Source organism: Spirochaetales bacterium (assembly GCA_016930085.1).
Lineage (GTDB): Bacteria > Spirochaetota > Spirochaetia > SZUA-6 > JAFGRV01 > JAFGHO01.
In genome coordinates this window covers 74,552-99,984 of sequence record JAFGHO010000014.1, presented here as the reverse complement: position 1 = coordinate 99,984, position 25,433 = coordinate 74,552, and the positions used below count along the sequence as shown (strand labels likewise).

Here is a 25,433-nt window from a genome sequence, read left to right as displayed (position 1 = left end):
TTTCAGCCAGAGGAACTCGTTCGGCCCGAGGGTAAGAGACAAACATCCATCCCCGGCCGTTTCAAAAATCTTCCGCGTCAAAAGATCGCGAAGCCGATGTTTCCCTTGCAAGCCGGAAACAAGCCGTATCTCCGTTATTCCGGAAGACATATTATGAACGGCGATAACCCGATGACCGTTTTCACCGGTTCTCCGGATCGCGAACACCGCCCCATTAGTGTGCATCACTTCAAATGGGGCACGGGGACTGAAAGCCGTTTCATTCCTCCGGATTGAAAGCATCTTTTTATAACAGGAAAAAACCGTTTTCCTTCTCCTGTTCTCATTCAATTCACGGACAAGCCGGTCGACGGAAAGCTTTTCCCTGTTGATACTCCGAGGTATGCCGGTTTCGGTGAGGGCCGCTGAGTCGTTTATCGAACCGGCAAGAGAATGGAAATAGATGCCGGGGACACCGGGAAACGCGAGCATGATCGACTGTGACAGAAGAAAACGGCGCACGGCGGCTTCCTCCGGTTCTCCGGGCTTTTCGAGAAGACTCATATAATTGATATTGAGTTCGTAAGGACTTCTGCTCCCGTCGCTGTTTGTTTTATACGAGACGGTGCCCCCCCGCTGTTTTGTGAGAGCGACGAGGCCGTCGATATCTTTTTCCGGGACCAGACCGGCAAGCGGCCTGACCCCGATACCGTCGTGCGATGCGGTAAAATTGAAGAAGGCAGCATCCGTTCCGGGCAGATCGAGTCCCCCGGCCCATCCGGCAAGAAAGCGGCTGTCTTCCCAAAGAAGGGCGTGCGCGATCAGCGGCGGAAGCGGAAACTGGTACACCATTTGCGCCTCGTCATTCCCGTTTCCCAGATAACTGATATTTTCCCTGTGGGGGACATTCGTTTCGGTGATGAGGACGACATGCGGTGCGATCCGGTCGAGTATCAGCCGGAAGAGTTTCACGATAAGGTGTACCTGGGGCAAATGGATACAGGATGTACCGGGTTCCTTCCAGATATACGCGACGGCGTCGAGCCGAATGACGGCCGCCCCGCGGGATATATAAAAAAGCATGATTTCGACCATCCGGAGGAACACGTCGGGGTTCCTGTAGTTGAGATCGATCTGGTCCGCGCTGAAAGTCGTCCAGAGCCGCTTCTCTCCGCGGCTGGTCGAAAACGGGGTGAGCAGGGGTGAGGAACGCGGACGGACAACCGCAGAGAGGTCGGCATCCGGATCGCAAGTGATAAAATATGAAGCGAATTCCTCATTTCCCGCGCAAAACTCCTCGAACCACCCGCTTTTGGCGGAAACGTGATTGAGTACGGCATCGAACATCAGCCGGTAGCGCTTGCCGAGCCGGCGGATACCTTCCCAGCCCCCATACGCTCTGTCTGCCTCCCGGTAATCGATGATCGAAAACCCGTCATCGGAAGAGTACGGAAAGAAAGGGAGTATGTGCAGGGTGTTGACGGCATCCCGGACATATGAAAGCAGAAACCGTTCCATGACTTCGAAACCGGGCTTTTCACCGTCATTGAGCTGATCCGGATAGACGATAAGCACCGCGTCCTTTTCCGTCAATGCATACCGCCCGCCGGCGCCGCCTGGTCGCCGGTGGAAACCGGCGAATAATTTCTCGAGCCGCCGATACAGCGGGGCCGCCCGTTCCCTGCCGTAAAGCCCGCCCAGCATATCGATCATGGTATCAGTCATGGTGGTTCACCCCGCACATAGCCGCAAAGATCCGCATTATTGCGCTGCCGCTTCGATACCGATCACCTCACGAAGCTGAAGCAGATCGGTGATAACGGCATCGGGCACCCTGCCGGAATCCGGCTTCCCGGAGGGCAGCAGTCCGAGCGAACGCTTGTCGCCCGCGAAGAGGACGGCTTTGAAGCCGGCATTCATCGCCGGAACAATATCCTTTTTCATGTCGTTTCCGACATAGATCGTCCTGCACACCGGAATATCGTATGAAAACAGTTTTTCTTTTGCGCGCTCGAAAAGAAAACCGTCGGGTTTTGAACGGGAAAATCGATAGGAGAAAAAGGTCAGATCGGGCCGAAAGGGTTCGACGGTTTCACAATCACATATTCTCCCGTTGATAAAATAATTGAGAATAACGGGTGTATAAAACTGGGCGTTCGAGATGATACCGCTTACGATCCCGGCTGCCGTACATTCCCGTATCAGTTCCGTCATACCCGGCATGGGGGAGACCCGGTTGGTCGCGAGTTCAAAGAGGAATGCGAATATACCGGTTTTAAAACCTTCGGGAAGGCGGAGAATATGTTCCTTTTCCGCGTCCCCCAACACTTCACCCCAGATGCCGATGATATCGACCTCGGGAAAAGGAATGCCCTGCTTGTTTTTTTCTTCATGATCCCGTCGTATCGCCTCACGAAACCCGCTCAATATTTTCCGCGCATCCTCCTCGTGGTGACCCGGCCGCTCCAACCCGATGCCGGTTTCCTCGAGACAACGGATGAGGCCTGCTTCAGTAAACCGTTTGCCCCCGATATCTCCGGAAGCTGAAACAAGCAGGGTTCCGTAGATATCGAACAACACGGCCCTGATACCACAGAACCGTTTCAATGAAGCCCGGACTCCCGTCGGTTCGGGAACAAGCGGAACGGTGTTATCCAGACAACGTTTTATAAATGCCGCATAGTCTTTTTCCATAATGCTCCAAACTGTATTTTTCTTCAATAATTTCCCTGTTGTGGACTATCGTCTCATGAGAGACGGGAGAGAGAATGAAAGCGTCGATGTTCGTTCGCGCCGCAAAACGTTCCCGTTTGAGTTTGTCGCCTGCGACCATCATGATATATTCCCGCTGCTCGTCATCGGAAAGCGAGGGAAAATCCCTCTCCTCCCCGTTCCGGTCGACCGGGATCCTATCATACAGCCTATCGAAAATCATTCCTTCTTCCCTGAAATCATCGACAATATAAGGAATGGCCCTGCCCGCCACCTGTTTTCCGAAAAGCCATGGCTCCAGGTATGACATGCCGAATCCTTCCCGTATACTTGTCGTAATGCATATATCGGCACCGTACATCAGTGTCCTGAAAGCAAGCCCCCTTCCCGCTTCAAAAAAGACCGGCAGCTTCATTTTTCGTACAAAGTCCTTCCATTTTCTGTAATGGCCCGCTTCCTCGGGATTATGCGGCGCAAGGGTGACGAGCCAGGAGGCCTTTCCTCTTAAAACGGCGGAAAACAGGATCAACTCACCGATGTTTTTCCTCCTGATTACCCTGACGGGATAAACGACGATCCTTGTTTCCGGGTCGCAATGCAGGTGTGAACACACAATATCCCGGGCCGCATCCTTTTGTTCGCCCTCGTCATGATTCCTGAAATAAACGGGATTCGGGATACGGTGTATCTTCTCCGCGTCGATCCCGAACGCTTTGAGCCTGTCAGCGTCGAACGAATTGAGTACGCCGTACCGGCATGAGTCCGTTTGAGGATACATCACGTCCCGGGTTCGTTCGCCGAATACATTTTCACAGACATATCTCATGAAGGCGATATTGGCGGGTCTGTCTTCCGCGAAATCATGGCAGTGGAGAAACAGCCGGTATCCGTTTTCGGCAAGCCGGCGCACCACGGAAGTAAGCACGGGATTCTTGCCCAGATTCGGATTATGGATATGGATGATATCCTTCCCGGCAGTCTGTTCTTTGATGAAATCATACAGCCGATCCTTCAATTGAATGTAATACTTTTTTTCGTCGTTCGAAGAAATATAATTCAATCCCTCGTTTTTCTTGATCGGCACCTCCCCGATTCCGGAGTCCTCAGGGGCGAGACCGCATAAAATTTCGATCCCGTCGAAAAGCGGACACCCGGCGAGTGCGGCAATCTGTGAGGATATAATCCTGGTCACACCGCCCGGCATAAGGTGATAATGGATAATCGAGAGATTCATGTGAATCCCTGTTTCTTTTTCTCCAGATACGCGGGTATACTGATCATCGGTTCCCGTTCCTTTTCCTCGATCCGATATTCGCCGAGGGTCTGCTCGTTCTCGTCCGATTCGGTGATCTGCCGCAGGATAAATGATTCCGGCACGATCGGTCCAAAATCCTTGTATTTAGCGAGTCTGTTCCAGAATGTCTGGAGAATGCCGAAGGCCATTTTCCCGAGATTATTGGTGGACTGGTTCCTGTGCACCCGTTGTTCGATGTCGGTCTGGGCGATGACATCGAGGCCCCATTGCCGGTATATATCGATGAGAAGACCGGTCTCGACTCCATAGCCCACGGGAAAAGGTATCTGTTCGAGGATCTCGCGGTAACCGGCATATTCGCCGGAAAGGGGCTGAATGATGGCGGTGAGTTCGGGGAAAAACTGTGAAAAAAGCGGACGTATTAGTATTTCCGTCACCCTGCCGCCGCCTTTGGGCTTGAAGATCCCTTCCTTTTTGACCGGCCGTTTATAAAAGGCTTTCACGAATTTGATTTCGGGATACATAATAAGCGGTCCGATGAGTCCGTAGACAAAACGGTGATGGATATTCCTGATATCGGCATCGATGTAGACGATAATGTCCCCTTGAAGCAGAAAAAGCGCTTTCCAGAGATTTTCTCCCTTTCCTTTATAATTACCTTCTTCTTTCAGATAATCCGAGGCGATAAAAATATTCGCCCCGAACTCCCTGGCTATTTCACAGGTCTTGTCCTCAGAGCCCGAATCGACGACCGCTATTTCATCGAGAAGGGGAAACCGGTCCATGAGTTCCGCCTTTGACACGATAACCGACTGTCCGATGGTTTTCTCTTCATTCAGGGTCGGAAAACAAAGACTGATTTTGAGGTTTCTCTTGCGCTTTTCCTCGACAAGCCTCCCGAGGTCCCTGAACTCCGAGTGATGGAATATGCGCCTGTCCATATAATGATGAATATCAGTTTTCACAATACCCCCTGTCGATCGCGTAGAGAAGCATGATGATCTGTAATATTCCCTTTGGTATCGGAAGCACATCGATATACCCCTGTGAACCGCTGCTCAGGATCCCTGTCGTAATACCGAGGGCCACGGATGGTATTGAATACGAAAGCGGGATCGCGAGTTCCGAGTTGATCGTGGTCATGATCGGTCTGTAACCGAGGTAATCGACGATTTTTACCGCTGTCTTTACAAGCGGATGCGAGTAACTCAAGCCGCCGGCGCGGTGACGGCCGAAAAAATCGCATTTTATGGAAACGTCGTACTTTGCCCCGATATCCACACAGCTGTCATTGATCTCCTCGATAACGCGTGTCATGATATTATCATCCTCACTCAGGACCTCGAGTTTCAGATTGGCGCGGGTACTCACCGTACTGTAACGCTCCCCCCCATTGATCATCCCGAGATTGATCAATGTCTTCGGCTGAATGGGGAGCGGAATGCTGCAGAGGCGGTTGATGATCTCGTTCATCACTAAAATCGCGCTGTTGTTCATTGTTTTTCCCCACGGCGTGGTCGATTCCCTCCCGATGGAACAACCGATATCGCATCGTACCCTGCTCAATGAAAAGTAATTGACCATCCCGAGCGGGGTGCCCGCCAGATTGATCGCGACATCGATCGTATTTTTATGTTCCTTGATATAACAACGGATTCCCTCCAGGTCCCCTCTGTCATGGTACCGCGCGGAGGCGAGGAGGATGATATTGCTGTCGAATGTCAGATTGAGTCTTTTAATGATATCGGGGAGGGTAATCATTGTCGCAAGGGCCATTGTATCTTCGGGAACACCTCTCCCGATGATTTTGTCCTTTGTAATAGTGAGTACATTGTCGATATTCATATCGGGCTGATGATCGATATGGGTAAAAATCAGGATATTTTTGTCTTTGCTTTTGCCCGGTATGAACGCGATCGCATTGTTGACTTCATCGATCATGGGTTCGGGAATGCCGCTTGCTATAAACCGCTCCATGAGAATCGACGCCCGCTTTCCCTCTTTAAAGGTGATCGCGGGTACTTTTGATATCATGGCGAGATTCGAAAGTACCAGTTCCCGTGCGGAAATGATCCCATTCAGCCAGTTGTCTCTCTTGGTTTCGAGAAATTTTATTATATCGGTCTGTTTTTTATCCATTGGCCATACACTCTGTCATTCAATCGGTCAAATTGATATATTTTCTTTCATGGTAATAAATTATAGTCATTTTGGCAAGTCCCGTCATCATTGTCCACAAAGATTCGCGGCACCCGTTTCCCGACGAGACAGGTAACTTCATAGGGTATGGTGCCCATCAAACCCGCTATTTCTTCCGCATTCGGGCCGAACTCCTGCGGTCCGAAAAGGATGACGTCATCGAAAAGGGTGACGCCGGAAGAAATGCCGACATCCGCCATTATCTGATCCATACAGACGCGTCCGGCAAGAGGATATCGCTTTCCCCGTATACACACGTCGCCTCTGTTCGAAAGAAGCCTGCTGTAACCGTCGCCATAGCCGGCAGCGATGGTGGCAATGACGGTTTCCCGGGAAGTCCTGTATGTCATCCCGTAGGAAATCGGCGTACCCTTCAAGACCCGTTTGATAAAGACGACTTTCGAACAAAACGCCATAACGGGCTTGACGGGAAGGATCCGTTCCTGTTCGCCCGAAGGGTAATACCCGTAGGTAAGAATACCCACCCTCGCCATGTCAAAAAAAGATTCGGGAAGACCGATAAGGGCCCCCGAGTTGGCGGCATGAACGATGCCGGGGTCTATTCCCGCTTTTCTGATTGCATCGACAACACCGGCGAATCGCGCCGTCTGTACCCTGGCAAAGGAATCGTCTTTCATATCCGAACCGGGGAAATGGGTACATACGCCCCCGAGGCGAAGGTGACCGCTTTGGGATACGGCGAGGGCAAGTTTCAGGGCCTCCTCCGGTTTGCAGCCCAGTCTTCCCATACCCGTATCGATTTTGAGGTGGACCTCACATTTTTTTTCGAATCGTCTTCCATCGCTTTCGAGTAAATCGATATTATCCATGGAAGCGATCATCGGAATGACACCGCGATTGAAAAAAAGACCTGTTTCTCCGGGCAGGGGAAGGCTGAAAAGAAGAATCGGAACGGCGATGCCCGCTTCACGCAATTCCAGTGCTTCGGAGGCGGTGGCGACACCGAGCATATCGACGCCCTCCTGTACGGCGATTCGTGAGACCGTAACGGCGCCGTGCCCGTATGCGTCCGCTTTGACGGCAACGCATAATTTTTTACCGGTCTGAAGACGCCTGCGAATGAGACGGATATTGTGCCGTAAATGATGAAGGTAGACGATCGCCCGTGTTGCCTGCATGTAGCGTATTGTAGCATTAAAGCCCATGTCTGCTCAAGGTACCGTAAAGGTGAAAAGGCCGGTTGCAATATCGGCGATAATAAGGTAAAAAAAGACCGGGCACGCGCGGTGCGTCAATTTTTCGGATAAAGGAGACCGGTATGGATGAAAAAAAGCTTTCGTTTTCCCTCGAGTTTCTGGTAAGGGATTATGAATGCGATCTCCAGGGGATTGTCAACAACGCCGTCTATCTTCACTATCTCGAACACACACGGCACGAGTTTCTCAAAGACAAAGGACTCGATTTCGAAGGCCTTCACCGGCAGGGTGTCGATCCCGTTGTCGTACGTATGGAAATCGATTACCTTTTTCCACTCACAAGCGGCGACAGGTTTACCGTCCTGTTGTCGCCGGAAAAAAGGGGAAGACTGCGAATCGTTTTCAACCAGGAAATCATCCGTCAGCCCGATAAAAAGCCTGTTCTGAAGGCCGTCGTTGTTACCACCTGTCTCAAGGAAGGAAGGCTTTATATGCCGGACGACCTTGCCGAAGGATTATTCTGATGGCCGGTCAATCTTTAATGAAACGGCTCGAACATTCGATTCTCATAGCCGACGGGGGAATGGGCACGATGATACGTCATCTCGCCCCGCAGCCGGTCGAATGCGTCGAAGCAATGAACATACTCGACCCCGATCTCGTCGGTGAAATTCACAAACAATTCGTCCGGGCAGGGGCGCATATCATCGAAACGAATACATTCAGCGCGAGCAGATTCTCGCTGGCGAAGTATCATTTCGAGGACAAGACAGGCGAAATCAATAAAATGGGGGTGAAACTGGCAAAAGACGCTGTCGGCCCCGACGGTTTTGTCGGCGGCTCGATCGGCCCTTTTCTCGCGACACTCGAAGAAATCACTAATGACATGAAAGCACCTGTCGAAGGAGCGATCGAAGAACAACTCGCCGAGTTCATTGCCGGGGAGGTCGACCTCGTTATATTGGAAACATTCGGCAACAGCCGGCACCTTCTCTTCTTTCTCGATGTCGTGAAAAAAAAGACGGCGCTTCCCGTCCTCGCCTCAATGACGGTCACCCCCTCCTCTACCTGTTACGACGGGGTCGATGTAAGGACAGCAGCCGGCCGGCTCGTCGATCACGGAGCGGACATTGTGGGATTAAACTGCGGTTACGGCATCGTATCGATCGAACACGCCCTGAAGCAGATTTCCGATATCAACGTTCCCCTCTCGGTGATGCCGAACGCAGGATATCCGGAAAAAATCAGCGGCAGGATGCTCTACGGAATATCGGCCGATTATTTTGCGGGAAAAACACTCACATTCGCCCAACTCGGCGCGCGAATCATCGGTGGGTGCTGCGGTATTTCCCCTTCCGATATCGAGGCGGCCTCGGTGAGACTCAGAAAGGAAAAGATCGTCAGGAGAAAGATCGTCAGAAAGGAAATACACCTCCGGCAGGAAGCGCCCGGTCCCAAAGAGGGAATATTGCTCGAACGATTCAAAGATGTGTCGCTGCCCGTTATCTGCGAGATCGATCCGCCGGGAACACTCGATATCTCGATGCATTTCGATGCGATCACCGAGGTCCATGAAGCGGGCGCCAGCGCGATCAGTATGGCGGAAAATCCGCTGGCAACGGTGAAAATAAACAACCTCGCCTTCGCGTCATATATAAAACAGAGACGTAATATCAATATCATTCTTCATATGACGGGCCGTGACAGAAACCTGTTGGGCCTGCAGTCCTTTCTCCTGGGCGCCCATTTACTCGGTATAGAGGCCCTCCTCATGGTAACCGGCGATCCGTCCCACACACAGGGTGGACCGACCAACGTGTTCGATGTCGATTCGATCGGACTCCTCTCGATGGCTGCCGAACTCAACAGGGGAAGAAATATCTACGGGAAAACAGCGGGCACCATGACGAACTTTTCTCTGGGCGCCGCCTTTAATCCGAACATGAGGGATCAAAGAAGCCAGCTCAACCGTCTGAACAAAAAGATAGACGCGGGGGCCTGTTTTATCATGACCCAGCCTTTTTTCGAAGCGGAAAAAGTGCGGATGTTTCTCGAGACCACAAAGGATTTACCGGTGAAATTCTTTGCGGGCATCTTCCCCATCACTTCTTCCAGGACGGCGGAATACCTTCACAATGAAGTACCCGGTATATATGTCCCGGACGGCCTCCGCGAAGCACTTGCCAAAAAAAGTGAAAAGGAGTATCAGAAGGATGTCGGCATCGGGCATTCACTCGAGCTTATCGAATCGATAAAATCTTCAGTCGACGGCCTTTACCTGATCGCCCCCCACAGGGACCCGGCCCTTCTTTCCATACTCGTTCGGGCCGCACGGCTTTGATTATTTGTAAAAATCAAGAAGCTCCATTTCGAAAACAAGATACGCCTGCGGCGGAATGGCTCCCGGAACGCCCTGTTCACCGTATCCGAGTTCGGGCGGAACCACGAGAAGCCGTTTTTCCCCTTTTTCCATACTCAAAAGCGCTTCATTCCACCCCTGTATAAGCTGACCGATCCTGAACACGGCGGGTTCTCCCCGATCGATCGAACTGTCGAATACCGTTCCGTCAAGCAGCGAACCGGTGTAATGAACCTTGACCTGCATGTTTGCCGTGGGGCTCGCTCCGCCTTTTCCCTTTTTCAGGATAACATACCGCAGACCGGATTCGGTCGTCCTGATATCGGGATATTTCCTTTGCAATGCCGCAAGCGCGGCATCCTGCATTTCTTTCTGGCGCTGGGCTTCCGCTTTCCTCTCCTGCTCGTTCTTCATTCTCAATGTTGATGCGAGGTTGTCGAATGTTTCCTGGTCCGCCCTGAATTTTTTCGCGTCTTCGCCGATCCGGTATATCACTACCCGCTTGATTTTATCGCCTTTTTTAATCGACTTGACGACATCCATGCCTTCAACCACATGTCCGAAAACACTGTGTTTTCCGTCAAGCCAGGGGGTTTCTTTGAAGGTGATAAAAAACTGGCTGCCGTTGGTATCCCGGCCGCTGTTTGCCATGGAAAGGATACCCGCCCTGTCATGTTTCAGGTCGGGGTGGAACTCATCCGGGAACCGGTATCCGGGACCGCCGGTCCCTGTTCCCAGAGGGCATCCGCCCTGGATCACAAAATCATCCACCACCCGATGAAATGTCAGGCCGTCATAAAATCGTTCCGCGTCCCTGCCGGAAAAGTTGATCGTTCCTTCCGCGAGTCCGACAAAATTGGCGACCGTCAGCGGAACTTTTTTATATTCAAGGGCCAAAAGAATGTCTCCTTTTACCGTTTCAATCTTTGCATAGAGACCGTCCGGAAGATCGGGTGTCTGGGCGCATGCGGCGATGATAAAGAAAAAGAGGACAATACATGTTGTATGGAATTTCAGTTTCATAACCATGTCTCCTTCGTCTGTCATTCAGGTTACTCTACACTATTAAATATTGCCCACATTGTAAAGGCTTTTGACCGCCCCTTGACTTTATTTTTTTAATATCTCATTATCCTGATATATATGAAAACCTATGAGGAGATCAACAAGAAAATCGAAGCCAAAAAAGCGGTGGTTCTTACGGCGGACGAAATAATCGAGTACGTGGATAAAAAAGGTCTTGAGGCCGCCGCACGGGAAGTCGACGTCGTCACCACGGCCACATTCGGACCCATGTGTTCTTCCGGATGTTTTATCAATTTCGGCCACAGCAAACCCAGAATACGGATGAGTGAAGCGTGGATCGAGGATGTTTTTGTGTATACCGGCATCGGCGCTGTGGATGTTTACCTCGGGGCAACCCAGCTTCGTCATAACGACCCCGCGAACATGACCTACCCGGGGGAGTTTTCCTATGGCGGCGGACATGTTATCGAAGATCTGATTGCCGGAAAAAAGCTGCAGCTCTTCGCCCTTTCATATGGAACCGACGAATATCCCCGCCGTGAAATTCGTACCTGGTTTACCATCGATGACCTGAATCAGGCAATCATGGTCAACCCCCGCAATTGTTATCAGAATTATAATATCGCGATTAATTGTTCGGAACGCCCCATCTATACCTATCTCGGGTACCTGAAACCGCAGATGAAAAACCTTACCTATTGTTCTGCGGGACAGCTGTCCCCTCTATTGAACGACCCATTGTACAGGACGATCGGGGTCGGGACCGCGGTCTGGCTTGCCGGCTCGTATGGCCATGTCTACGGAGAAGGAACACAGCACTGCTCGATCGTGGAGAGAGGGCCGAATGACGTACCGATGGAAGGGGCGGGTACCCTCGCTCTTACCGGAAACATGAAAGAAATGAAACCAGAATTCGTACGGGGCGTGAGTCTGAAAGGATACGGTGTCTCATTGGCACTTGGCGTCGGTGTTCCCATACCGATACTCGATTCACGCATACTCAAATGGACCACGGTTCGGGACAGGGACATTTACGGCCCCGTCGTCGATTACAGTGACGATTACCCGCAATGCAGCGGAAACATCGTCTGCAGGCTTTCATATGAAGAACTGCGAAACGGTGAAGTGACGATTCAGGGTAAAACCGTGGAGGTCAGTTCGATGTCCTCTTACGCAAAAGCGCTCGAGATAGCCGAACTGTTGAAAGATGAAATAAAAAGGGGTGATTTTCAGATAAGCAAACCCATCCGGCGACTGCCGGTTAACCAGAGCATCAAACAATTGCAAATCAGGGAAAAGGAGTGATGGCAACTACCAAGAAATTGTGTCTTTTTTTTCCGAAAAGCGAGACTGAAAAACCGATTATCTATCATCTCGTAAAGGATTACAATCTCATCATCAATATCTTCAGGGCGAAAATCACACCGGAGGAGGAAGGATATCTCGTCATCGACGTCACCGGTGAAGAAAAAGATATCGAACGCGGCATGGATTTTGTTCGAAAAAATAATGTCGCGATCAACGCGACACATCGGGGGTTGCAGCATGATTCGGAAAAATGCGTCCACTGCGGCAACTGCCTTTCCCATTGTCCGACAAAAGCACTCGCCGTAAAAGACACGAAAACGAGAAAAGTCGAGTTCGACGAAATACTCTGCATAGAATGTCTCGCCTGCGTGAAAAATTGTCCATTTGGCGCATGTTATTCGATATTCTGAACCGGATTGAGCGTTTAACGTGTGTTCCGGCAGGTGGAAATCCGCCGGCAAAGGGCGATCTTGAAAACAACGCGTATGAGAAATTTCAAAAGGTTTCACTATAAAAACGCACAATACAACATCTCATCGGTTTCCTATCGTGCTGCGGTTGCGTCCATAAAAAAAGACAGAACCCTTTTGGAAGAATATATCAAAAGACACCCGGAATTCAAAACGTCGCTCGTCCCCCTTCCCCTGGTAGGGTATGCGCCTCTCATTGCAAAGGCCATGGCCGGGGCGGCTTTCAAAACCGGCGTCGGTCCCATGGCCGCGGTCGCCGGGGCAATCGCGGAAAATGCCGCCCGTACCGCTTTATCGGCCGGGTGTGACGAGGCAATCGTCGAAAACGGAGGAGACATCTACGCGATTTCACATAACGATGTCGTTATCGGTCTTTATCCCGGTGAGGGGAAACTCTCAGCGTCACTCGCCTTCTCCATATCCCCGGAAGAAATGCCGATCGCGGTCTGTTCGTCATCGAGTATCATGGGCCACTCGCTGAGTTTCGGCGCCTGCGATTGCGCTACGGTCGTATCCGGGGACGGAGCACTCGCCGACGCGGCCGCCACGGCCGCCTGTAACGCGGTAAAAAAAACCGCCGATATCGAACCCGTCTGCACTAATATCGCCGCGATACCGGGTATCATCGGTGTTCTCATTATCAAGGATAATAATGTGGGAATCGCGGGAAATCTTCCACGCCTCATAAAAAATATGGATCCGAAGTTCAGGCATAAAATAAATTGGTGACATCGTGCCCCGCCCGGGGGACGGAGGCCGTTTTCATCCTTGACAAAGCAACCGGGAATGACTATAGTTCTATAAGGAAACCAATAACTACTAATTTAGTTTCCCCGGTACCATTTGCATGAGGCGGATATGTCGGAAACAGAAGTAAATTCAGAAACACAAGAAGTACACCAGGTTAAAGAAACACGGATGCGCATACTCGGCTTTTCCGAAAAACTCTTTCTCAAACACGGTTTCTCACGGATCACGGTCGATGAGATCGCGAGGGAACTATGCATGAGCAAGAAAACAATCTATAAATATTTTAAAAACAAAAAAGCGATCATACGGGAAATTATCAAATGGAACCAGACCCGGCTTACCGAAACACTCGATGAAATCATCTCGGAAAAAGACAGTGATTTTATCGACAGGCTGAAATCCATTCTGCACACCCTCACGTCGTTTCTTGCCAAATTATCCGAACCGCTCGTCAGTGACCTCAAGCGCCATAATCCTGAAATATGGAATCTTATTCATGAGTTCAAGAAAAAAATGAGTTTCGGACGCATCGAACGGGTATTGCAGGAAGGAAGAGAAAAGGGATTAATTCGGGCGGATATCGATCCGCAACTCATTATCCTCATCTATTTTCATATTATTGAACATATCATTATCCCTGAAAACCTTTACGAGTTTTCCTTTTCCGCAAAGGATATTTTCGAAGCGGTCATGAAGATAATGTATAGCGGAATTTTAACGGAAGAGGGCCGAACATCCTTTCTTTACGGAGGAAACGATGAATAAAAAAAATAATAACGAAACCATTATCCGGCATTTTACGGCCGTCGATATAGTGACGTCATGTTCGATATTGCTTTTTATGCTTTATTCCTGCTCCCCGCCCGGCCATGAATTGCGGGCTTCCGGAACCATCGAAGCGACCGAAATAAAGGTATCGGCGAAGGCGAACGGAGAGATAATGGAGATGAACGTACGGGAGGGTACGCATGTAAAAAAAGGAGAGGTGATCGGCAGGATCGACTCTTCCATGCTGGATCTGAAAAAAAAACAGGCCGCAGCGGGTGTATCCCTGGCGGAAGCGCAGCTAACGCTTCTCCTCAAAGGCGCCAGAGAGGAGGATATCAAACAGGCGGAGGAACAGGTGATCCAGGCAAGGGAGAACTACAATCAGTCGAAAGAAGATTACGAACGCATGGAAAACCTTCATAAAACCGGCAGCATTACCGCAAAACAATACGACGACGCGAAGACACGCATGAGCGTCGCCCAGGCGCAATACAATGCCGCCCGGCAGGGGCTGGCCAAACTACAAAACCTGGCACGGCCCGAAGACATACAGATGGCGAGGGCGCGGCTCCAGCAGGCGGAAGTATCGCTTGATCTTCTCGAAAAGCAGATTTCCGATTGCACCATTGTTTCGCCGCTTGACGGATCGATCACCCATAAACTCGTCGAGGCCGGCGAGTTCGTCGTCGCCGGGACCCCGGTTGTCGTCGTCTCGGATCTCACGCGAATGTCCGTTACCATCTATATAGGCGAAGCCGATTTGGGACGCATCCGTATCGGGCAGGAGGCATACGTCATGATCGACACCCATCCGGAAGTCCGTTTTTCCGGCACTATAGCCTACATTTCACCCGAAGCGGAGTTCACGCCGAAGAACATACAGACAAAAGAGGAAAGAATCAAACAGGTGTTCGGTGTTAAGATAGAGCTTCCCAACCCGCAGGGAACGCTAAAAGCGGGTATACCGGCGGACGCCGTGGTGCCGGTCGACCCGGGAGACGAATGACAATATGGGCCAACCCGTCATAGAGATAATCGGTCTTTCAAAACATTTCGGTGAACTGGAGGCCCTCCGTCCCCTTCATTGCGAGATTATGCAGGGAGAAATATTTTCGATAGTCGGGCCGGACGGCGCCGGGAAAACCACACTCATTCGCATGCTTTGCGGACTTCTCTCTCCCTCATCCGGGACCGCAAAAATAAATGGATTCGACATCAGAACCGGCATGAACCGGATCAAACCCCTCATCGGTTATCTTTCCCAGAAGTTCAGTCTCTACGGCGATCTGAGTGTCGATGAAAACCTCGATTTCTTTGCGGAGATACACGGTATCCGGGATTACCGGAGAGAAAAAGAAAACCTCCTTGAATTCACGAGACTCAAGCCAGCGCGAAAGCGTCTTGCCGAAAAATTATCCGGCGGGATGAAACAGAAACTCGCCCTTGCCTGCACCCTCATCCATACCCCGTCGATCCTCTTTCTCGATGAACCAACGACAGGAGTCGATCCCGTATCGAGGAGGGACTTCTGGATCATTCTTTCCGGGTTGATAAAAAAAGGACTCACGATCGTTATGACAACCCCCTACATGGACGAGGCCGAACGGTGCAGCAGAGTCGGTCTTTTGAACCGGGGAAGCCTTCTCACCGTCGATACTCCGGAGGGAATCCGGGCGATGATGAAGGACGAAATCCTCGAAATTGTCTGCGACCGGACCAGGGACGCCTTCAGATACCTCGACGGACGCGATATTCTCAAAGATATCGTCCTCTTCGGGGACAGGTTGAACCTCGTGCTCACCGACAGGGAAAGCATCGATCATATCATAAACCTCCTCCAACGAAACGACATCACCGTCAAATCATATCGCACCATCAAACCGAGACTGGAGAACGTCTTTATCTCACTCATAAAAAAAGAAAAAGGGGAAGGATACCGATGAAAACAACCCGCATAACGCCGATTATCACGGCACTCGCCGCCGCTTTTCTTTTTCACATTCCTTTTCATTGTTTCGCCGACGCGGATGAACGCACCGTTACCCTCGATGAATGCATACGCACGGGACTCGAACAATCCGCGGGGCTGCACGCATCCCGGATGCGTGTAACGGCCGCGCGGGCGGGCTTGAACGAATCGTATACCTCGTTTCTGCCGGCGATCTCCGCCAGTTTCACCTATTCACGGTTAAGCGAAACAGATCCCTTTACGATAACCGTCCCTACAATGGGGGGTCCCGTAACGGAGGAGATAGCGCCGGCGATAACGGACAGCTTTTCGCTTGGCGTATCGCTCAAACAGCCCGTTTTTACCGGTTTCAGGCATATCAACGATACGGCCAAGTCATCCTCTGTTTTTCAAGGCAGTCTGGCGGAACACTCCCGTCTGCGGCTCAACGATATCGTGACGATCAAGAGATGCTACTGGTCGCTCGTTCGCGCTTTGCGCACACGGAAGGTGGCGGAAGAACATGTCAACGTCGTTGAAGCATATCTGGACGATGTAAAAAACCTCTTTGCACAGGGTCTCGCAACGAACAATGAAAAGCTGAAAGCGGAAATACGACTTTCACAGACGAAGATCATGAAGACCGATGCCGATAATGCCGTCTGTCTCGCGCAGCTGCGGCTCAATCTTATTATGGGTTACGACGGAAAGACGAACATCTTTCCTGCGGACGAACCTCTTCATAGAAGCGATACGACGTATGATCTCGACGGCCTCATTCAGGCGGCGATGAAAAACAGACCCGAAAAAACGGCCCTTAGGGAACAGATCAAAGCCGCGGAAGCCGACATGGCCATGGCGCAGTCGGCGTGGTATCCATCGGTTTATATCATCGGGAACGTGACATACGCGCAGCCGAACAGCCGCTACTTCCCGCCCGAGGCCGAATTCAATCTCTCCTGGGATATCGGTGTATACGCGGGTTGTGATCTGCAGGCGATGTATCGGGCTCCTTTCATGCGGGAACAGGCCTCGGCCAGAAAAATGGAACTCGGGGATACGATGAAACAACTCGATGACGCCATCCGGATCGAAGTGACGCAGGCATGGTTGAATGAAAGAAAAGCGGCCCAACAGATCCGGACAGGCGAACAAATCCTCAATCAGGCCGAAATTAATCTGAAAGACATTGAAGAAAAATACAAACGGGGACTCTCCCTCCGGTCGGACACACTCGAAGCGGAACTCGAGAAATTGAAGGCCTCCCTCCTCCTGACGCAGGCCGGAATCGATTATGAACTCGCCCTGGTCGAACTCGAACGGGCGATTGGAAGCGTTCTGCAGGAATCGAACGGGGTCATGGAGCAATGAGTACCCCTGCAATCGTCACCAGCAACATATGCAAACAATTCGGTGTGTTCACTGCGGTCGACAATGTCAACCTCTCTATCGAAAAAGGGATTATCTTCGGATTATTGGGCGCCAATGGCGCCGGTAAATCAACCCTCATCAGAATCCTTTGCGGTCTCCTCGCCATGACTTCCGGGGAGGCTTTCGTCGGGGGATACGACGTAAAGAATTCTCCCGAAGAAGTAAAAAAAAGAATCGGATACATGTCGCAGAAATTCTCACTCTATGAAGATCTCACGGTAAGCGAGAATATCAGGTTTTTCGGCGGGATATACGGATTGAGGAGGGAACAGATAAAAAAACAGCTTTCCTGGATTTCCGAAATGGCCGGTCTCGGGGGACATGAACGGCAACTCACCCGCGAGCTTCCCGCCGGTCTCAAGCAGCGGCTTGCGCTCGGATGCGCCATTATTCACGACCCGGCCATTATCTTCCTGGACGAACCGACAGGTGGAGTCGATCCGGCAGCGCGCAGGGTTTTCTGGTCGCTGATCAATAATCTGTCCGGCAGGGGAACGACGGTCCTTGTGACGACACATTATCTCGACGAGGCCGAATACTGCAACGACATCACCCTCATGCATGAAGGGAAGACAATCGCCCAAGGAAGTCCTGAAACACTCAAAACATCCTATATGAGAAGCCGGATGTATGAAGTTGAATGCAGCCCGCTCGTCGAGGTCGCTGAGACACTGAAAAAGCTGGAGTGGGTCGAACAGATCTCGATATTCGGAAACCTCCTCCATCTCAGCGTCGGACCCGATATCAACGAATCCGGAATAACGGCCCTGTGCGGAAACGAAGGGATTAAGCTTAAAAGGCTGGAGGAGATCGTCCCTTCCTTAGAGGACGTGTTTATCAACCTCATTGAAACGCATAAAGAGGACATGACCGCATGATCGCGACGATCAAAACGATTGTAAAAAAGGAGTTTCTGCAGGTAAGCCGCGACAAACAGACGTTAATCGCGCTTATTGTCGTTCCCATTTTTCTGCTTATCATGTTCGGCTATGCGATAAGCCTTGACGTAAAAAACATTACAATGGCGGTTTATGACCGCGACGCGAGTGCGGTAAGCAGGGAATTTATAAGTTCATTCGTCAATTCGGGGTACTTTGAGATGACAAGTACGCCGGCGGGACTCGATGAGATCGACAGGCTGATAGCGAGCGAACGATGTAAAATCGCGATCGTCATCCCGGAGGATTTTTCCAAAAATATCATATCCGGCGCAACCGCCCATTACCAGGTGGTCGTCGACGGCTCGAATGCCTCCGCCGCCGCGACCATCGCGGGGTATGTCAATGTCATTACGGAAAATTTCGGGAAAAAAGCGGCTTCCCGTTACGCCGCGGCGCGCGGCAGTTCCGCCGGGACCGCTGCCGTCAACGATGGCGAAGACGACACCCCGGCGTCCGTTCTTCCCGTTTTCAAGGACCCCGCAGCCCCTCCCGTCGATCTCAGGTTCAGAACGTGGTTCAATCCCGAACTAAAAAGCGTCTTCTTTCTCGTTCCCGGCCTTATTGCGATGATCATGGTCGTCTCCGCCGTGCTGGCCACATCACTGGCGATCGTGCGCGAAAAGGAACACGGGTCCATGGAACAACTCCGGGTTTCTCCCGTCACCTCGCTTCAACTCGTGATCGGGAAAACGATTCCCTATATCTGCATCACATTGACAACGGCAACCATGATTCTCCTCGCCTCCTATTTCTTCTTTGGAATCGAAGTAAAGGGCAACTATGTCCTTCTCGGTCTCTGCACCATCGTCTTTCTCAACAGTTGTTTAGGAATCGGTATTCTAATATCGACGCTGGCCGATTCCCAGCAGGTCGCATTCATGCTTGCTTCGATTACGACGACCCTTCCCTCCTATATCCTCTCCGGATTCATCTTCCCCATACGGAACATGCCCCTGATTCTTCAACTGTTTTCGTATCTCATACCGGCCAGGTATTTCCTGGTCATGCTGCGCAGTGTCATCCTGAAAGGGTCCGGGTTTTTGACCATCTGGCCCGAACTTCTCGGACTCTTCATCTACGCGTGCGTCACACTCACCCTGGGAATCCTCCGGCTTCAAAGGCAGATGAAAGCATGAGAAGAATCGGATATATCATTCAGAAGGAATTCCGCCAGCTCTCAAGAGACATAAGGATGATACTCATTATTTTCATATCCCCGGTCCTTCAGCTTCTGCTTCTCGGCTATGCGGCAAACCTCGACGTCAAGGATGTCCCCCTCTTCGTCTGCGACGCCGACAACTCAGTGCAAAGCCGAAGCCTTGTGCAGAGCATGGTGAACGCCCGCTATTTCGACATCAAAGATACCGTGTCCGATTCACGGAAAATCGAGAAGGCGATGCTCGGGGGCCGCGCGGCCATCGCACTGGTTATCCCGAAAGGATTCGGAAAGGACATTGTCTCCGGCAAAGGATCGACCGTCCAGCTTATTGCCGACGGGTCGGATTCGAATACCGCGACAATCGGTCTTAATTATGCTTCCATGATTATCACCGCCTTTTCGGCAGATATCTATATCGGGCGGGCCGGCCGTTCCGGCGTATCTCTTTCGCCGCGCGTCATTGCCGAAGAACGTATCTGGTATAATCCGAACCTCGAAAGCCGGAATTTTATGGTTCCCGGCATTCTGGCCATGCTTCTCATGATGATGACGATGCTTCTCACCTCGATGGCGATTGTCCGGGAACGTGAAATCGGTACGATGGAACAACTTTCGGTCACCCCCATAAAACCATTTGAACTCATCATCGGGAAACTCACCCCGTTTATCATTATCGCATTTGTCGATGTGTTTCTCGTCGTCCTGGTCAGCACCTTTATCTTCCGGATTCCCATTAAAGGAAATGTCGGTCTTCTCTTCGGACTCTCCGGTATCTTTCTTCTCTCTACCCTCGGATTCGGTCTGTTTATATCGACGGTGTCGAAAAATCAGCAGCAGGCGATGTTTTCATCGACCTTCTTCATCATGATCCCGATGATCATACTCTCCGGATTCGTCTTTCCCATCGAGAACATGCCGATGATTATTCAGTACCTTACCGCCCTTATGCCGCTTCGCTATTATTTCATCATCATACGCGGGCTTTTCCTCAAAGGGGCGGATATGAGTACGCTTTGGGACGAAACCCTCATCCTTTTTCTGCTGGGCACAGCAATACTCGTTCTCAGCGCCCTGCGGGTCAGGAAACGGGTAACGTAACGGGGCTCAACGACAATTGACCGGCAAAAATCCACTTGTAAAGGACATTTTCAGAACGGCTTCGGCATTGTTACCGGAACCATGACGGTAATGTTGCCGAAACATCATTTTCCAGAAATCCATAATAAATTATTTGTATAAATTTCGAAGGATAACTTAATTCTCAACGACTTATTCAACATAATATATTTTAGAGGAGGTTTTTTTTATGAAACAGACATCTTTAAAATCAAGCGTCTTTATTTTATCAGCGGCTTGTCTTTTTGGCATTATATTCTCGTGTTCATTGGACGAAACAAACGGGTTGCCGCAAGATCAAGAAAAATCTGACCGGCAAAACGGAATGCATGATAATCCTGTTTCAAATTCCGGCAACTATGCATTCCGTGTCGGTGCACAGTTGTGTGACCAAAAACCGGGCGATGCCGAGGGAGAACCGGAATATACCGAATGGATGAATATGATTAAAGAGAATGAAGTAATTCAATGGGCGGACTGGGCAAGCGACAATAACCGGTACAATCCGAATTATGTCAAAATTCACCTTGAAACGAATACCGCGTACAGAATTGACAACAAGGATTTCCGGCTTCATATTTTAGTCCGTAACAAAAACAAGGGGACGGACAACATCGACCAGCATGGAATCACACCGTGGGCAAGCGAATATTTACAAACCAAAAAATATGACGGCTGGTCTGCATGGACATTTCCCGAAAATAAAAAAGAATTTGATGAAATCAGACTGGGAATTGAAGTAAAGGACTCTCCCGGCTTACAAATCGGAGATGTCAGATTCAAGATACAGTGCAGCGAAATAACAATGGGCACCGAAGGGACTGTCGGCTACACACCAAAAGCATCGGCCGGAGGCGGGTGGTCGGAATATGTTACCGACAGCGGCGATGACACTAACGAACCCGATCCTGACTGCGTCAGAATCGGACTTGAAGTGGAGCCCAAAACATATACCCTTTACTGGACGGATCAATCATACGGAAGGGATTGCGCCACCAGATCAGCTGAAATATTTGTCAATGACACCGTATCCATATCGACCGCGCCATACTATTCATTCGATGTTTGGGCGGGGGGAATGGGAAAAATAACGGTGACAGGCTCCTTTAAGGAATGGAGAGTCGATTACGGAAGCGTTGACTTCATCGGAAGCAGTACGTCAAGCAGCACCAAGGTCCGGTTAACAGGCAAAGGAGGTGCAAAGCTGGTTGCAGTGTATTAGTGGTCTGTATGGCCCGGCTGTTTTTCAGTATAATTATGTATGATATCAGCAATATCATGTTCAATTTTTAATTGATAAAATCTAATATTCATATTATAGTCAAACGGTCCGGACGGCACGAGTATGTCGTCCGGTCTTTTATCGATATCGACTATAAAATTCCGTGGGTCCACTCACCATTCGCTTGCATTCGAAATCAGAAAGAGGATATAATCCGGGGAATACACCATCGGGGTAATCCATGAGGGAAAATACCATGAAGGACAAACCGTTTGACGCCTATTTTACGTTCATCGAAACACCTGTGGGAAACCTCATGATCACTGCCGATAGGGCTGGAGCGTTGTATTCGATAGTGTTCTCATCGGCACCCGTATACCTCCCCCGGCTGACGTATCACAGGGCGGCCGGCGAATGCGACGAGGCGATAAAAGAACTCGAAGAATATTTCAACGGAACCCGGACCTCTTTTACCGTGCGGTGCCGTTATGACGGTGCTACCGTATTCGAGACCGATGTCTGGCGTGCCTGCGCCGCCATACCGTACAACACAACGAAAAGCTACAGTGATATTGCCGTGACGGCGGGAAAACCCGGGGCGGACAGGGCGGCCGGAAATGCCGTGGGGAAAAACAGGATACCGATTATCATACCATGCCACCGCGTGATTCGAAAATCGGGTTCTTTAGGCGGATTTGGCCCGGGACCGGAAAAAAAGCGGGCACTTTTGGAACTGGAACGACATTATGGACGGGTGAAAGCGCAGGGGAAACCGGATTAGGCCTTGATGAGTGTGTACTCCCTTCTCCCCAGACCGATTTCCTCTCCATGCCGAAGCTGATCTTCCGGATCGATAAGCGGGAAACTCTTTCTCCCCAGATCACTTCCCGTGCGTTCGCGGGTAATATCAAGCGTCGCCTGGTCGATCGCAACAGGATCGCTTGAAGCGAGGACACCGATATCCTCCATGACCGGTTTCTGCGGCCGGTCCCAGCAATCGCATTCGGCTGTCATATCAAACAGGAAATTCAGAAAATAAATCCTGTCTCTTTTTTCACTCACGACGCCAAGGGCGTGTTCGGCCATTCTTTTCTGCAATTCTCCGGCTTCGACCGCCCAGTTGTATTTTACCGCATCAAAGGCGCAGACCGTCAGGCATTGCCCGCACCCGATGCATTTCTCTTCTATGATAAACGCCGATTTCTCTTTCTCGATGACGGCATCGCGGGGACACCACGAGATACATTTCCCGCATAATGTACAGGCCGATGCCTTCACGTATGGCTTGATGGCGGAATGCTGCCGTAATTTGCCTTTTCTGCTCGCACACCCCATACCGAGATTTTTTATACTCGCCCCGAGTCCGCTTTTCATATGACCGGTAGGATGCGAACAAAGAATCAATACATCCGTTTTCGTTATTTCGCGCGCTATGCTGACTCGCTTATAGAGACGTCCTTCGATGTTCACTTCCATCTCCGAATCGCCGAGCAGACCGTCCGCCATAATAAACGGGGCCCCGACATTTTTCGGTGTGAAGCCATGGGCGTACGCCTGGTTCAAATGATCGATCGCATTCGATCTGTTGCCTTTGTAAAGGGTCTGTGTTTCCGTTAAAAAAGGGAATCCCCCGTTCCGTTTGATCCTTGAAACGATTGCCTTGATGATTTCGGGGGAAACAAATGTGGTGTTTCCTCCTTCGCCGACATGTAGTTTTACGCCGACCTTCGACTTTTTCATCATGACATCATCAAAAGCGGAAGCTTCAAGAACCCTCTTGGTTGCCTTTATCCGGTCGGAACACCTACTTGTTCCCGCACATTCGCTGAAATACACATTAGTATGCGCCATATATCACTCTTTATTTATTATAATGCTGAAGCAGTTTTATGAAATAGTAAATTTTTTTATATATTTCCACCAGCTTTGTCTTTATTGTATTGTCGGTATGTGTGTCGATTTCCTTCCAGTTGATAATAAGTTCATGCGGTTGTTTCGAATAATCGTCAAGAAGATTTTTTAAATTTTTTGCGAGGGTGATGAGTCCCTGCGCGGCGTCATACATGATCCTTTTCGCGCCGTCATTGATTTCTTTCAACATCTGTCTCAATATTCTGGCGAACTTTTTATCCTTGTCCGCCCTCAATGTGTAATTCTTCAATTTGGCCCCGATCTGTGTTTCCTCTCCCAGCGATTCATCAAACTCGAGAAGCTGTTCGGTGACATCGACGAGTTGTTGATACGCGTCCGAAAGCTGCTGCGACAATATATTTGTCGTCCACTTGCCTTTAACGATCAACATATCGACGATTTCACGTATATCTTTCTTGTTATAATCGATAAGAAACGCCTTTATGAAATTAAGCGGAATAATATAGATGAAACCGCCCATCATCTTCTTGGCAAACTGTTCGTTTGTCTGTTCATTATAGTTTTTCATTCGTGAAACAGAGGTGGTGCCGAACACCATTGTGCAGAGGGTTTCTATCGATTTCGACTGTTTCTCTTTTACCAGTTTTTGAATGGTAAGTTCCGTCTGTGTTTTCATTTTTGAAAGGTAGGGCTCGACGATTTTCACCCTGTTATAGGTAAGGGACGGTTTGTAATACGGATCATTGTCAATATGTTTGATAATAAGTTCAAGAACCCTCGATCGCCGTATCTCGCGTATAGTACCCAGCAATTTCTTCCATCCGTTTCTCGATACGACCTCGACCCCCCTGTATTCCCGGAGAATATCGAGAATATAATCCCAGTTTATGTTATCATCCAACAGAAGCGAGACATCAAGAAAATCCTTGATTTCATCAACGATATATTCCGCGGGTATCTGCTCAAAGGACGGCTTGTAAAAAAAGTTGCCTTCCGGCAGGTTGGAATCGAATTTCTTGAGCAGAAAATAATAATCGAAATGAACGAGGTTGAGAAACTGTCGCAGAAAATTATAATTGGAATTGACGATCTTTATTTTGTCCGAATCAAATGCCGCGAAAAAATCGAGCATTTCTTTTTTCAATTCTTCCGATAATTTCTTTGAATCGGTGTATTTCACGCGCTCCCTGATCGAGGCTTCCTGGAATCTGTTCTTGAGTTCGATGAAATCGGTATCCAGCGACGATTCGATCACGATGATCTTCAATGCCCCTGACGAATCCGCATGCTGGACGAGGGTTTTAGCCGGACCGAGGGTTTTATAGTATTCGTAGAAAAATTTGGCAATACCGGGAAGCACCATGCGATTCTTCGGCGAATAGAACTTCTGATGCATCTTTTTGAGTGTTTTTTCTATGTCCCTCAGAATTCGCCGTTTTTGCCATTCGGGATCCTGACGGCCCATCAGAAAATTCAATATTCTCTTGAAAAGACTCGGTTTGGATTCCGGTTTGAGTTTTTTTATCGATTTGCTGTCGGCGTTTATCTCATTCCCCTTCATAGCTGAAATGTCAATAAAAAGTTATTCCCGTTTATAATGACCTTCCATTGGCCGCCAATTACCTGCTATCCTTATGGTAAAGGCCGATGATTCAGTCATAATTCCTGAAAACCATGATAACTCCTTCATATTCTCAGGGAATATTGTACATTGTAATATTAATAAGTAAAATATTCCATAACTATTATCGGTTTATGTGT

23 protein-coding genes are annotated in these 25,433 nt (G+C 49.9%); 14 read left to right on the top strand and 9 right to left on the bottom strand.

Annotation, left to right across the window (positions count from 1 at the left end; all coding sequences use genetic code 11):
* From JW881_02290 to alr, 6 genes are all read right to left on the bottom strand, one after another.
* A partial coding sequence (locus tag JW881_02290) for an alpha-amylase (protein ID MBN1696319.1) occupies positions 1-1,704 on the bottom strand: 1,704 nt, incomplete at its 3' end.
* Between the two features lie 36 nt (positions 1,705-1,740).
* Positions 1,741-2,673: an HAD family hydrolase gene (locus tag JW881_02285; GenBank protein ID MBN1696318.1), complete on the bottom strand. Its 933-nt coding sequence runs from the start codon at positions 2,671-2,673 to the stop codon at positions 1,741-1,743.
* Complete coding sequence (locus JW881_02280) at positions 2,630-3,925, bottom strand: glycosyltransferase family 4 protein (GenBank protein ID MBN1696317.1); 1,296 nt, start codon at positions 3,923-3,925, stop codon at positions 2,630-2,632. The genes JW881_02285 and JW881_02280 overlap by 44 nt, the downstream gene beginning before the upstream one ends.
* Positions 3,922-4,980, bottom strand: a complete 1,059-nt coding sequence (locus tag JW881_02275) for a glucosyl-3-phosphoglycerate synthase (GenBank protein ID MBN1696316.1) — start codon at positions 4,978-4,980, stop codon at positions 3,922-3,924. Before JW881_02275 ends, JW881_02280 begins: the two co-directional genes overlap by 4 nt.
* The gene (locus JW881_02270) at positions 4,901-6,085 is read right to left on the bottom strand and encodes a hypothetical protein (GenBank protein MBN1696315.1); all 1,185 of its coding nucleotides are present in this window, start codon (positions 6,083-6,085) and stop codon (positions 4,901-4,903) included. The genes JW881_02275 and JW881_02270 overlap by 80 nt, the downstream gene beginning before the upstream one ends.
* A 47-nt stretch (positions 6,086-6,132) precedes the next feature.
* Positions 6,133-7,284, bottom strand: a complete 1,152-nt coding sequence (gene alr / locus JW881_02265; GenBank protein MBN1696314.1) for an alanine racemase — start codon at positions 7,282-7,284, stop codon at positions 6,133-6,135.
* A 140-nt stretch (positions 7,285-7,424) separates the two neighbouring features.
* Between alr and JW881_02260 the strand changes: the two genes are divergently transcribed.
* Both JW881_02260 and JW881_02255 read left to right on the top strand, forming a co-directional pair.
* A complete protein-coding gene (locus JW881_02260) occupies positions 7,425-7,826 on the top strand; it encodes an acyl-CoA thioesterase (GenBank protein ID MBN1696313.1) in 402 nt (133 codons plus the stop codon).
* Positions 7,826-9,643 (top strand): bifunctional homocysteine S-methyltransferase/methylenetetrahydrofolate reductase, encoded by a 1,818-nt coding sequence (locus tag JW881_02255; protein MBN1696312.1) that lies wholly within the window; start codon positions 7,826-7,828, stop codon positions 9,641-9,643. Before JW881_02260 ends, JW881_02255 begins: the two co-directional genes overlap by 1 nt.
* Here JW881_02255 and JW881_02250 read toward each other — a convergent pair whose 3' ends face one another.
* Entirely contained in the window at positions 9,644-10,684 is a 1,041-nt protein-coding gene (locus JW881_02250; GenBank protein MBN1696311.1) for a peptidylprolyl isomerase, read from the bottom strand. It abuts the gene before it with no gap.
* Positions 10,685-10,804: 120 nt separating this feature from the next.
* On the opposite strand from JW881_02250, the gene JW881_02245 reads away from it, so the two are divergent.
* The 12 genes from JW881_02245 (at position 10,805) to JW881_02190 (ending at position 22,581) form a co-directional block, all read left to right on the top strand.
* Positions 10,805-11,992 carry a homocysteine biosynthesis protein gene (locus tag JW881_02245; GenBank protein ID MBN1696310.1) on the top strand — a complete coding sequence of 396 codons (1,188 nt, stop codon included), beginning with the start codon at positions 10,805-10,807 and terminating at the stop codon, positions 11,990-11,992.
* On the top strand, positions 11,992-12,405 hold the full coding sequence (locus tag JW881_02240) for a 4Fe-4S dicluster domain-containing protein (protein ID MBN1696309.1): 414 nt from the start codon (positions 11,992-11,994) through the stop codon (positions 12,403-12,405). Before JW881_02245 ends, JW881_02240 begins: the two co-directional genes overlap by 1 nt.
* Positions 12,406-12,480: 75 nt before the next feature.
* Positions 12,481-13,194, top strand: coding sequence for a UPF0280 family protein (locus tag JW881_02235; protein MBN1696308.1), 714 nt, complete (start codon positions 12,481-12,483; stop codon positions 13,192-13,194).
* A 129-nt stretch (positions 13,195-13,323) separates the two neighbouring features.
* The gene (locus JW881_02230) at positions 13,324-13,980 is read left to right on the top strand and encodes a TetR/AcrR family transcriptional regulator (GenBank protein ID MBN1696307.1); all 657 of its coding nucleotides are present in this window, start codon (positions 13,324-13,326) and stop codon (positions 13,978-13,980) included.
* Positions 13,973-14,989 (top strand): efflux RND transporter periplasmic adaptor subunit, encoded by a 1,017-nt coding sequence (locus JW881_02225; GenBank protein MBN1696306.1) that lies wholly within the window; start codon positions 13,973-13,975, stop codon positions 14,987-14,989. The genes JW881_02230 and JW881_02225 overlap by 8 nt, the downstream gene beginning before the upstream one ends.
* 4 nt (positions 14,990-14,993) lie before the next feature.
* Complete coding sequence (locus JW881_02220; protein MBN1696305.1) at positions 14,994-15,926, top strand: ABC transporter ATP-binding protein; 933 nt, start codon at positions 14,994-14,996, stop codon at positions 15,924-15,926.
* A complete protein-coding gene (locus JW881_02215; GenBank protein MBN1696304.1) occupies positions 15,923-17,302 on the top strand; it encodes a TolC family protein in 1,380 nt (459 codons plus the stop codon). Before JW881_02220 ends, JW881_02215 begins: the two co-directional genes overlap by 4 nt.
* Positions 17,299-18,240 carry an ABC transporter ATP-binding protein gene (locus tag JW881_02210; GenBank protein MBN1696303.1) on the top strand — a complete coding sequence of 314 codons (942 nt, stop codon included), beginning with the start codon at positions 17,299-17,301 and terminating at the stop codon, positions 18,238-18,240. Before JW881_02215 ends, JW881_02210 begins: the two co-directional genes overlap by 4 nt.
* Positions 18,237-19,439 (top strand): ABC transporter permease, encoded by a 1,203-nt coding sequence (locus tag JW881_02205; GenBank protein ID MBN1696302.1) that lies wholly within the window; start codon positions 18,237-18,239, stop codon positions 19,437-19,439. Before JW881_02210 ends, JW881_02205 begins: the two co-directional genes overlap by 4 nt.
* Complete coding sequence (locus JW881_02200; GenBank protein ID MBN1696301.1) at positions 19,436-20,560, top strand: ABC transporter permease; 1,125 nt, start codon at positions 19,436-19,438, stop codon at positions 20,558-20,560. The genes JW881_02205 and JW881_02200 overlap by 4 nt, the downstream gene beginning before the upstream one ends.
* A gap of 343 nt (positions 20,561-20,903) precedes the next feature.
* Positions 20,904-21,800, top strand: coding sequence for a hypothetical protein (locus JW881_02195; protein MBN1696300.1), 897 nt, complete (start codon positions 20,904-20,906; stop codon positions 21,798-21,800).
* A gap of 256 nt (positions 21,801-22,056) precedes the next feature.
* Positions 22,057-22,581 carry a methylated-DNA--[protein]-cysteine S-methyltransferase gene (locus JW881_02190; protein MBN1696299.1) on the top strand — a complete coding sequence of 175 codons (525 nt, stop codon included), beginning with the start codon at positions 22,057-22,059 and terminating at the stop codon, positions 22,579-22,581.
* Here the strand turns inward: JW881_02190 and JW881_02185 are convergent.
* Positions 22,578-23,651: a DUF362 domain-containing protein gene (locus tag JW881_02185; protein ID MBN1696298.1), complete on the bottom strand. Its 1,074-nt coding sequence runs from the start codon at positions 23,649-23,651 to the stop codon at positions 22,578-22,580. The two genes, JW881_02190 and JW881_02185, sit on opposite strands and share 4 nt — an antisense overlap.
* Before the next feature lie 10 nt (positions 23,652-23,661).
* A complete protein-coding gene (locus JW881_02180) occupies positions 23,662-25,233 on the bottom strand; it encodes a hypothetical protein (GenBank protein ID MBN1696297.1) in 1,572 nt (523 codons plus the stop codon).
* Between the last annotated feature and the right edge of the window lie 200 nt (positions 25,234-25,433).

What these genes read in the sequence shown, in the direction of transcription:
- JW881_02190 (MBN1696299.1), top strand. Translation starts at nt 22,057, where the DNA reads ATGAAGGACAAACCGTTTGACGCCTATTTTACGTTCATCGAAACACCT.
- JW881_02230 (MBN1696307.1), top strand. Translation starts at nt 13,324, where the DNA reads ATGTCGGAAACAGAAGTAAATTCAGAAACACAAGAAGTACACCAGGTT.
- JW881_02255 (MBN1696312.1), top strand. Translation starts at nt 7,826, where the DNA reads ATGGCCGGTCAATCTTTAATGAAACGGCTCGAACATTCGATTCTCATA.
- JW881_02215 (MBN1696304.1), top strand. Translation starts at nt 15,923, where the DNA reads ATGAAAACAACCCGCATAACGCCGATTATCACGGCACTCGCCGCCGCT.
- alr (MBN1696314.1), bottom strand. Translation starts at nt 7,284, where the DNA reads ATGCAGGCAACACGGGCGATCGTCTACCTTCATCATTTACGGCACAAT.
- JW881_02195 (MBN1696300.1), top strand. Translation starts at nt 20,904, where the DNA reads ATGCATGATAATCCTGTTTCAAATTCCGGCAACTATGCATTCCGTGTC.
- JW881_02220 (MBN1696305.1), top strand. Translation starts at nt 14,994, where the DNA reads ATGGGCCAACCCGTCATAGAGATAATCGGTCTTTCAAAACATTTCGGT.
- JW881_02225 (MBN1696306.1), top strand. Translation starts at nt 13,973, where the DNA reads ATGAATAAAAAAAATAATAACGAAACCATTATCCGGCATTTTACGGCC.
- JW881_02270 (MBN1696315.1), bottom strand. Translation starts at nt 6,085, where the DNA reads ATGGATAAAAAACAGACCGATATAATAAAATTTCTCGAAACCAAGAGA.
- JW881_02285 (MBN1696318.1), bottom strand. Translation starts at nt 2,673, where the DNA reads ATGGAAAAAGACTATGCGGCATTTATAAAACGTTGTCTGGATAACACC.
- JW881_02245 (MBN1696310.1), top strand. Translation starts at nt 10,805, where the DNA reads ATGAAAACCTATGAGGAGATCAACAAGAAAATCGAAGCCAAAAAAGCG.
- JW881_02235 (MBN1696308.1), top strand. Translation starts at nt 12,481, where the DNA reads ATGAGAAATTTCAAAAGGTTTCACTATAAAAACGCACAATACAACATC.
- JW881_02205 (MBN1696302.1), top strand. Translation starts at nt 18,237, where the DNA reads ATGATCGCGACGATCAAAACGATTGTAAAAAAGGAGTTTCTGCAGGTA.
- JW881_02240 (MBN1696309.1), top strand. Translation starts at nt 11,992, where the DNA reads ATGGCAACTACCAAGAAATTGTGTCTTTTTTTTCCGAAAAGCGAGACT.
- JW881_02185 (MBN1696298.1), bottom strand. Translation starts at nt 23,651, where the DNA reads ATGGCGCATACTAATGTGTATTTCAGCGAATGTGCGGGAACAAGTAGG.
- JW881_02260 (MBN1696313.1), top strand. Translation starts at nt 7,425, where the DNA reads ATGGATGAAAAAAAGCTTTCGTTTTCCCTCGAGTTTCTGGTAAGGGAT.
- JW881_02200 (MBN1696301.1), top strand. Translation starts at nt 19,436, where the DNA reads ATGAGAAGAATCGGATATATCATTCAGAAGGAATTCCGCCAGCTCTCA.
- JW881_02210 (MBN1696303.1), top strand. Translation starts at nt 17,299, where the DNA reads ATGAGTACCCCTGCAATCGTCACCAGCAACATATGCAAACAATTCGGT.
- JW881_02250 (MBN1696311.1), bottom strand. Translation starts at nt 10,684, where the DNA reads ATGAAACTGAAATTCCATACAACATGTATTGTCCTCTTTTTCTTTATC.
- JW881_02280 (MBN1696317.1), bottom strand. Translation starts at nt 3,925, where the DNA reads ATGAATCTCTCGATTATCCATTATCACCTTATGCCGGGCGGTGTGACC.
- JW881_02180 (MBN1696297.1), bottom strand. Translation starts at nt 25,233, where the DNA reads ATGAAGGGGAATGAGATAAACGCCGACAGCAAATCGATAAAAAAACTC.
- JW881_02275 (MBN1696316.1), bottom strand. Translation starts at nt 4,980, where the DNA reads ATGTGCTTCCGATACCAAAGGGAATATTACAGATCATCATGCTTCTCT.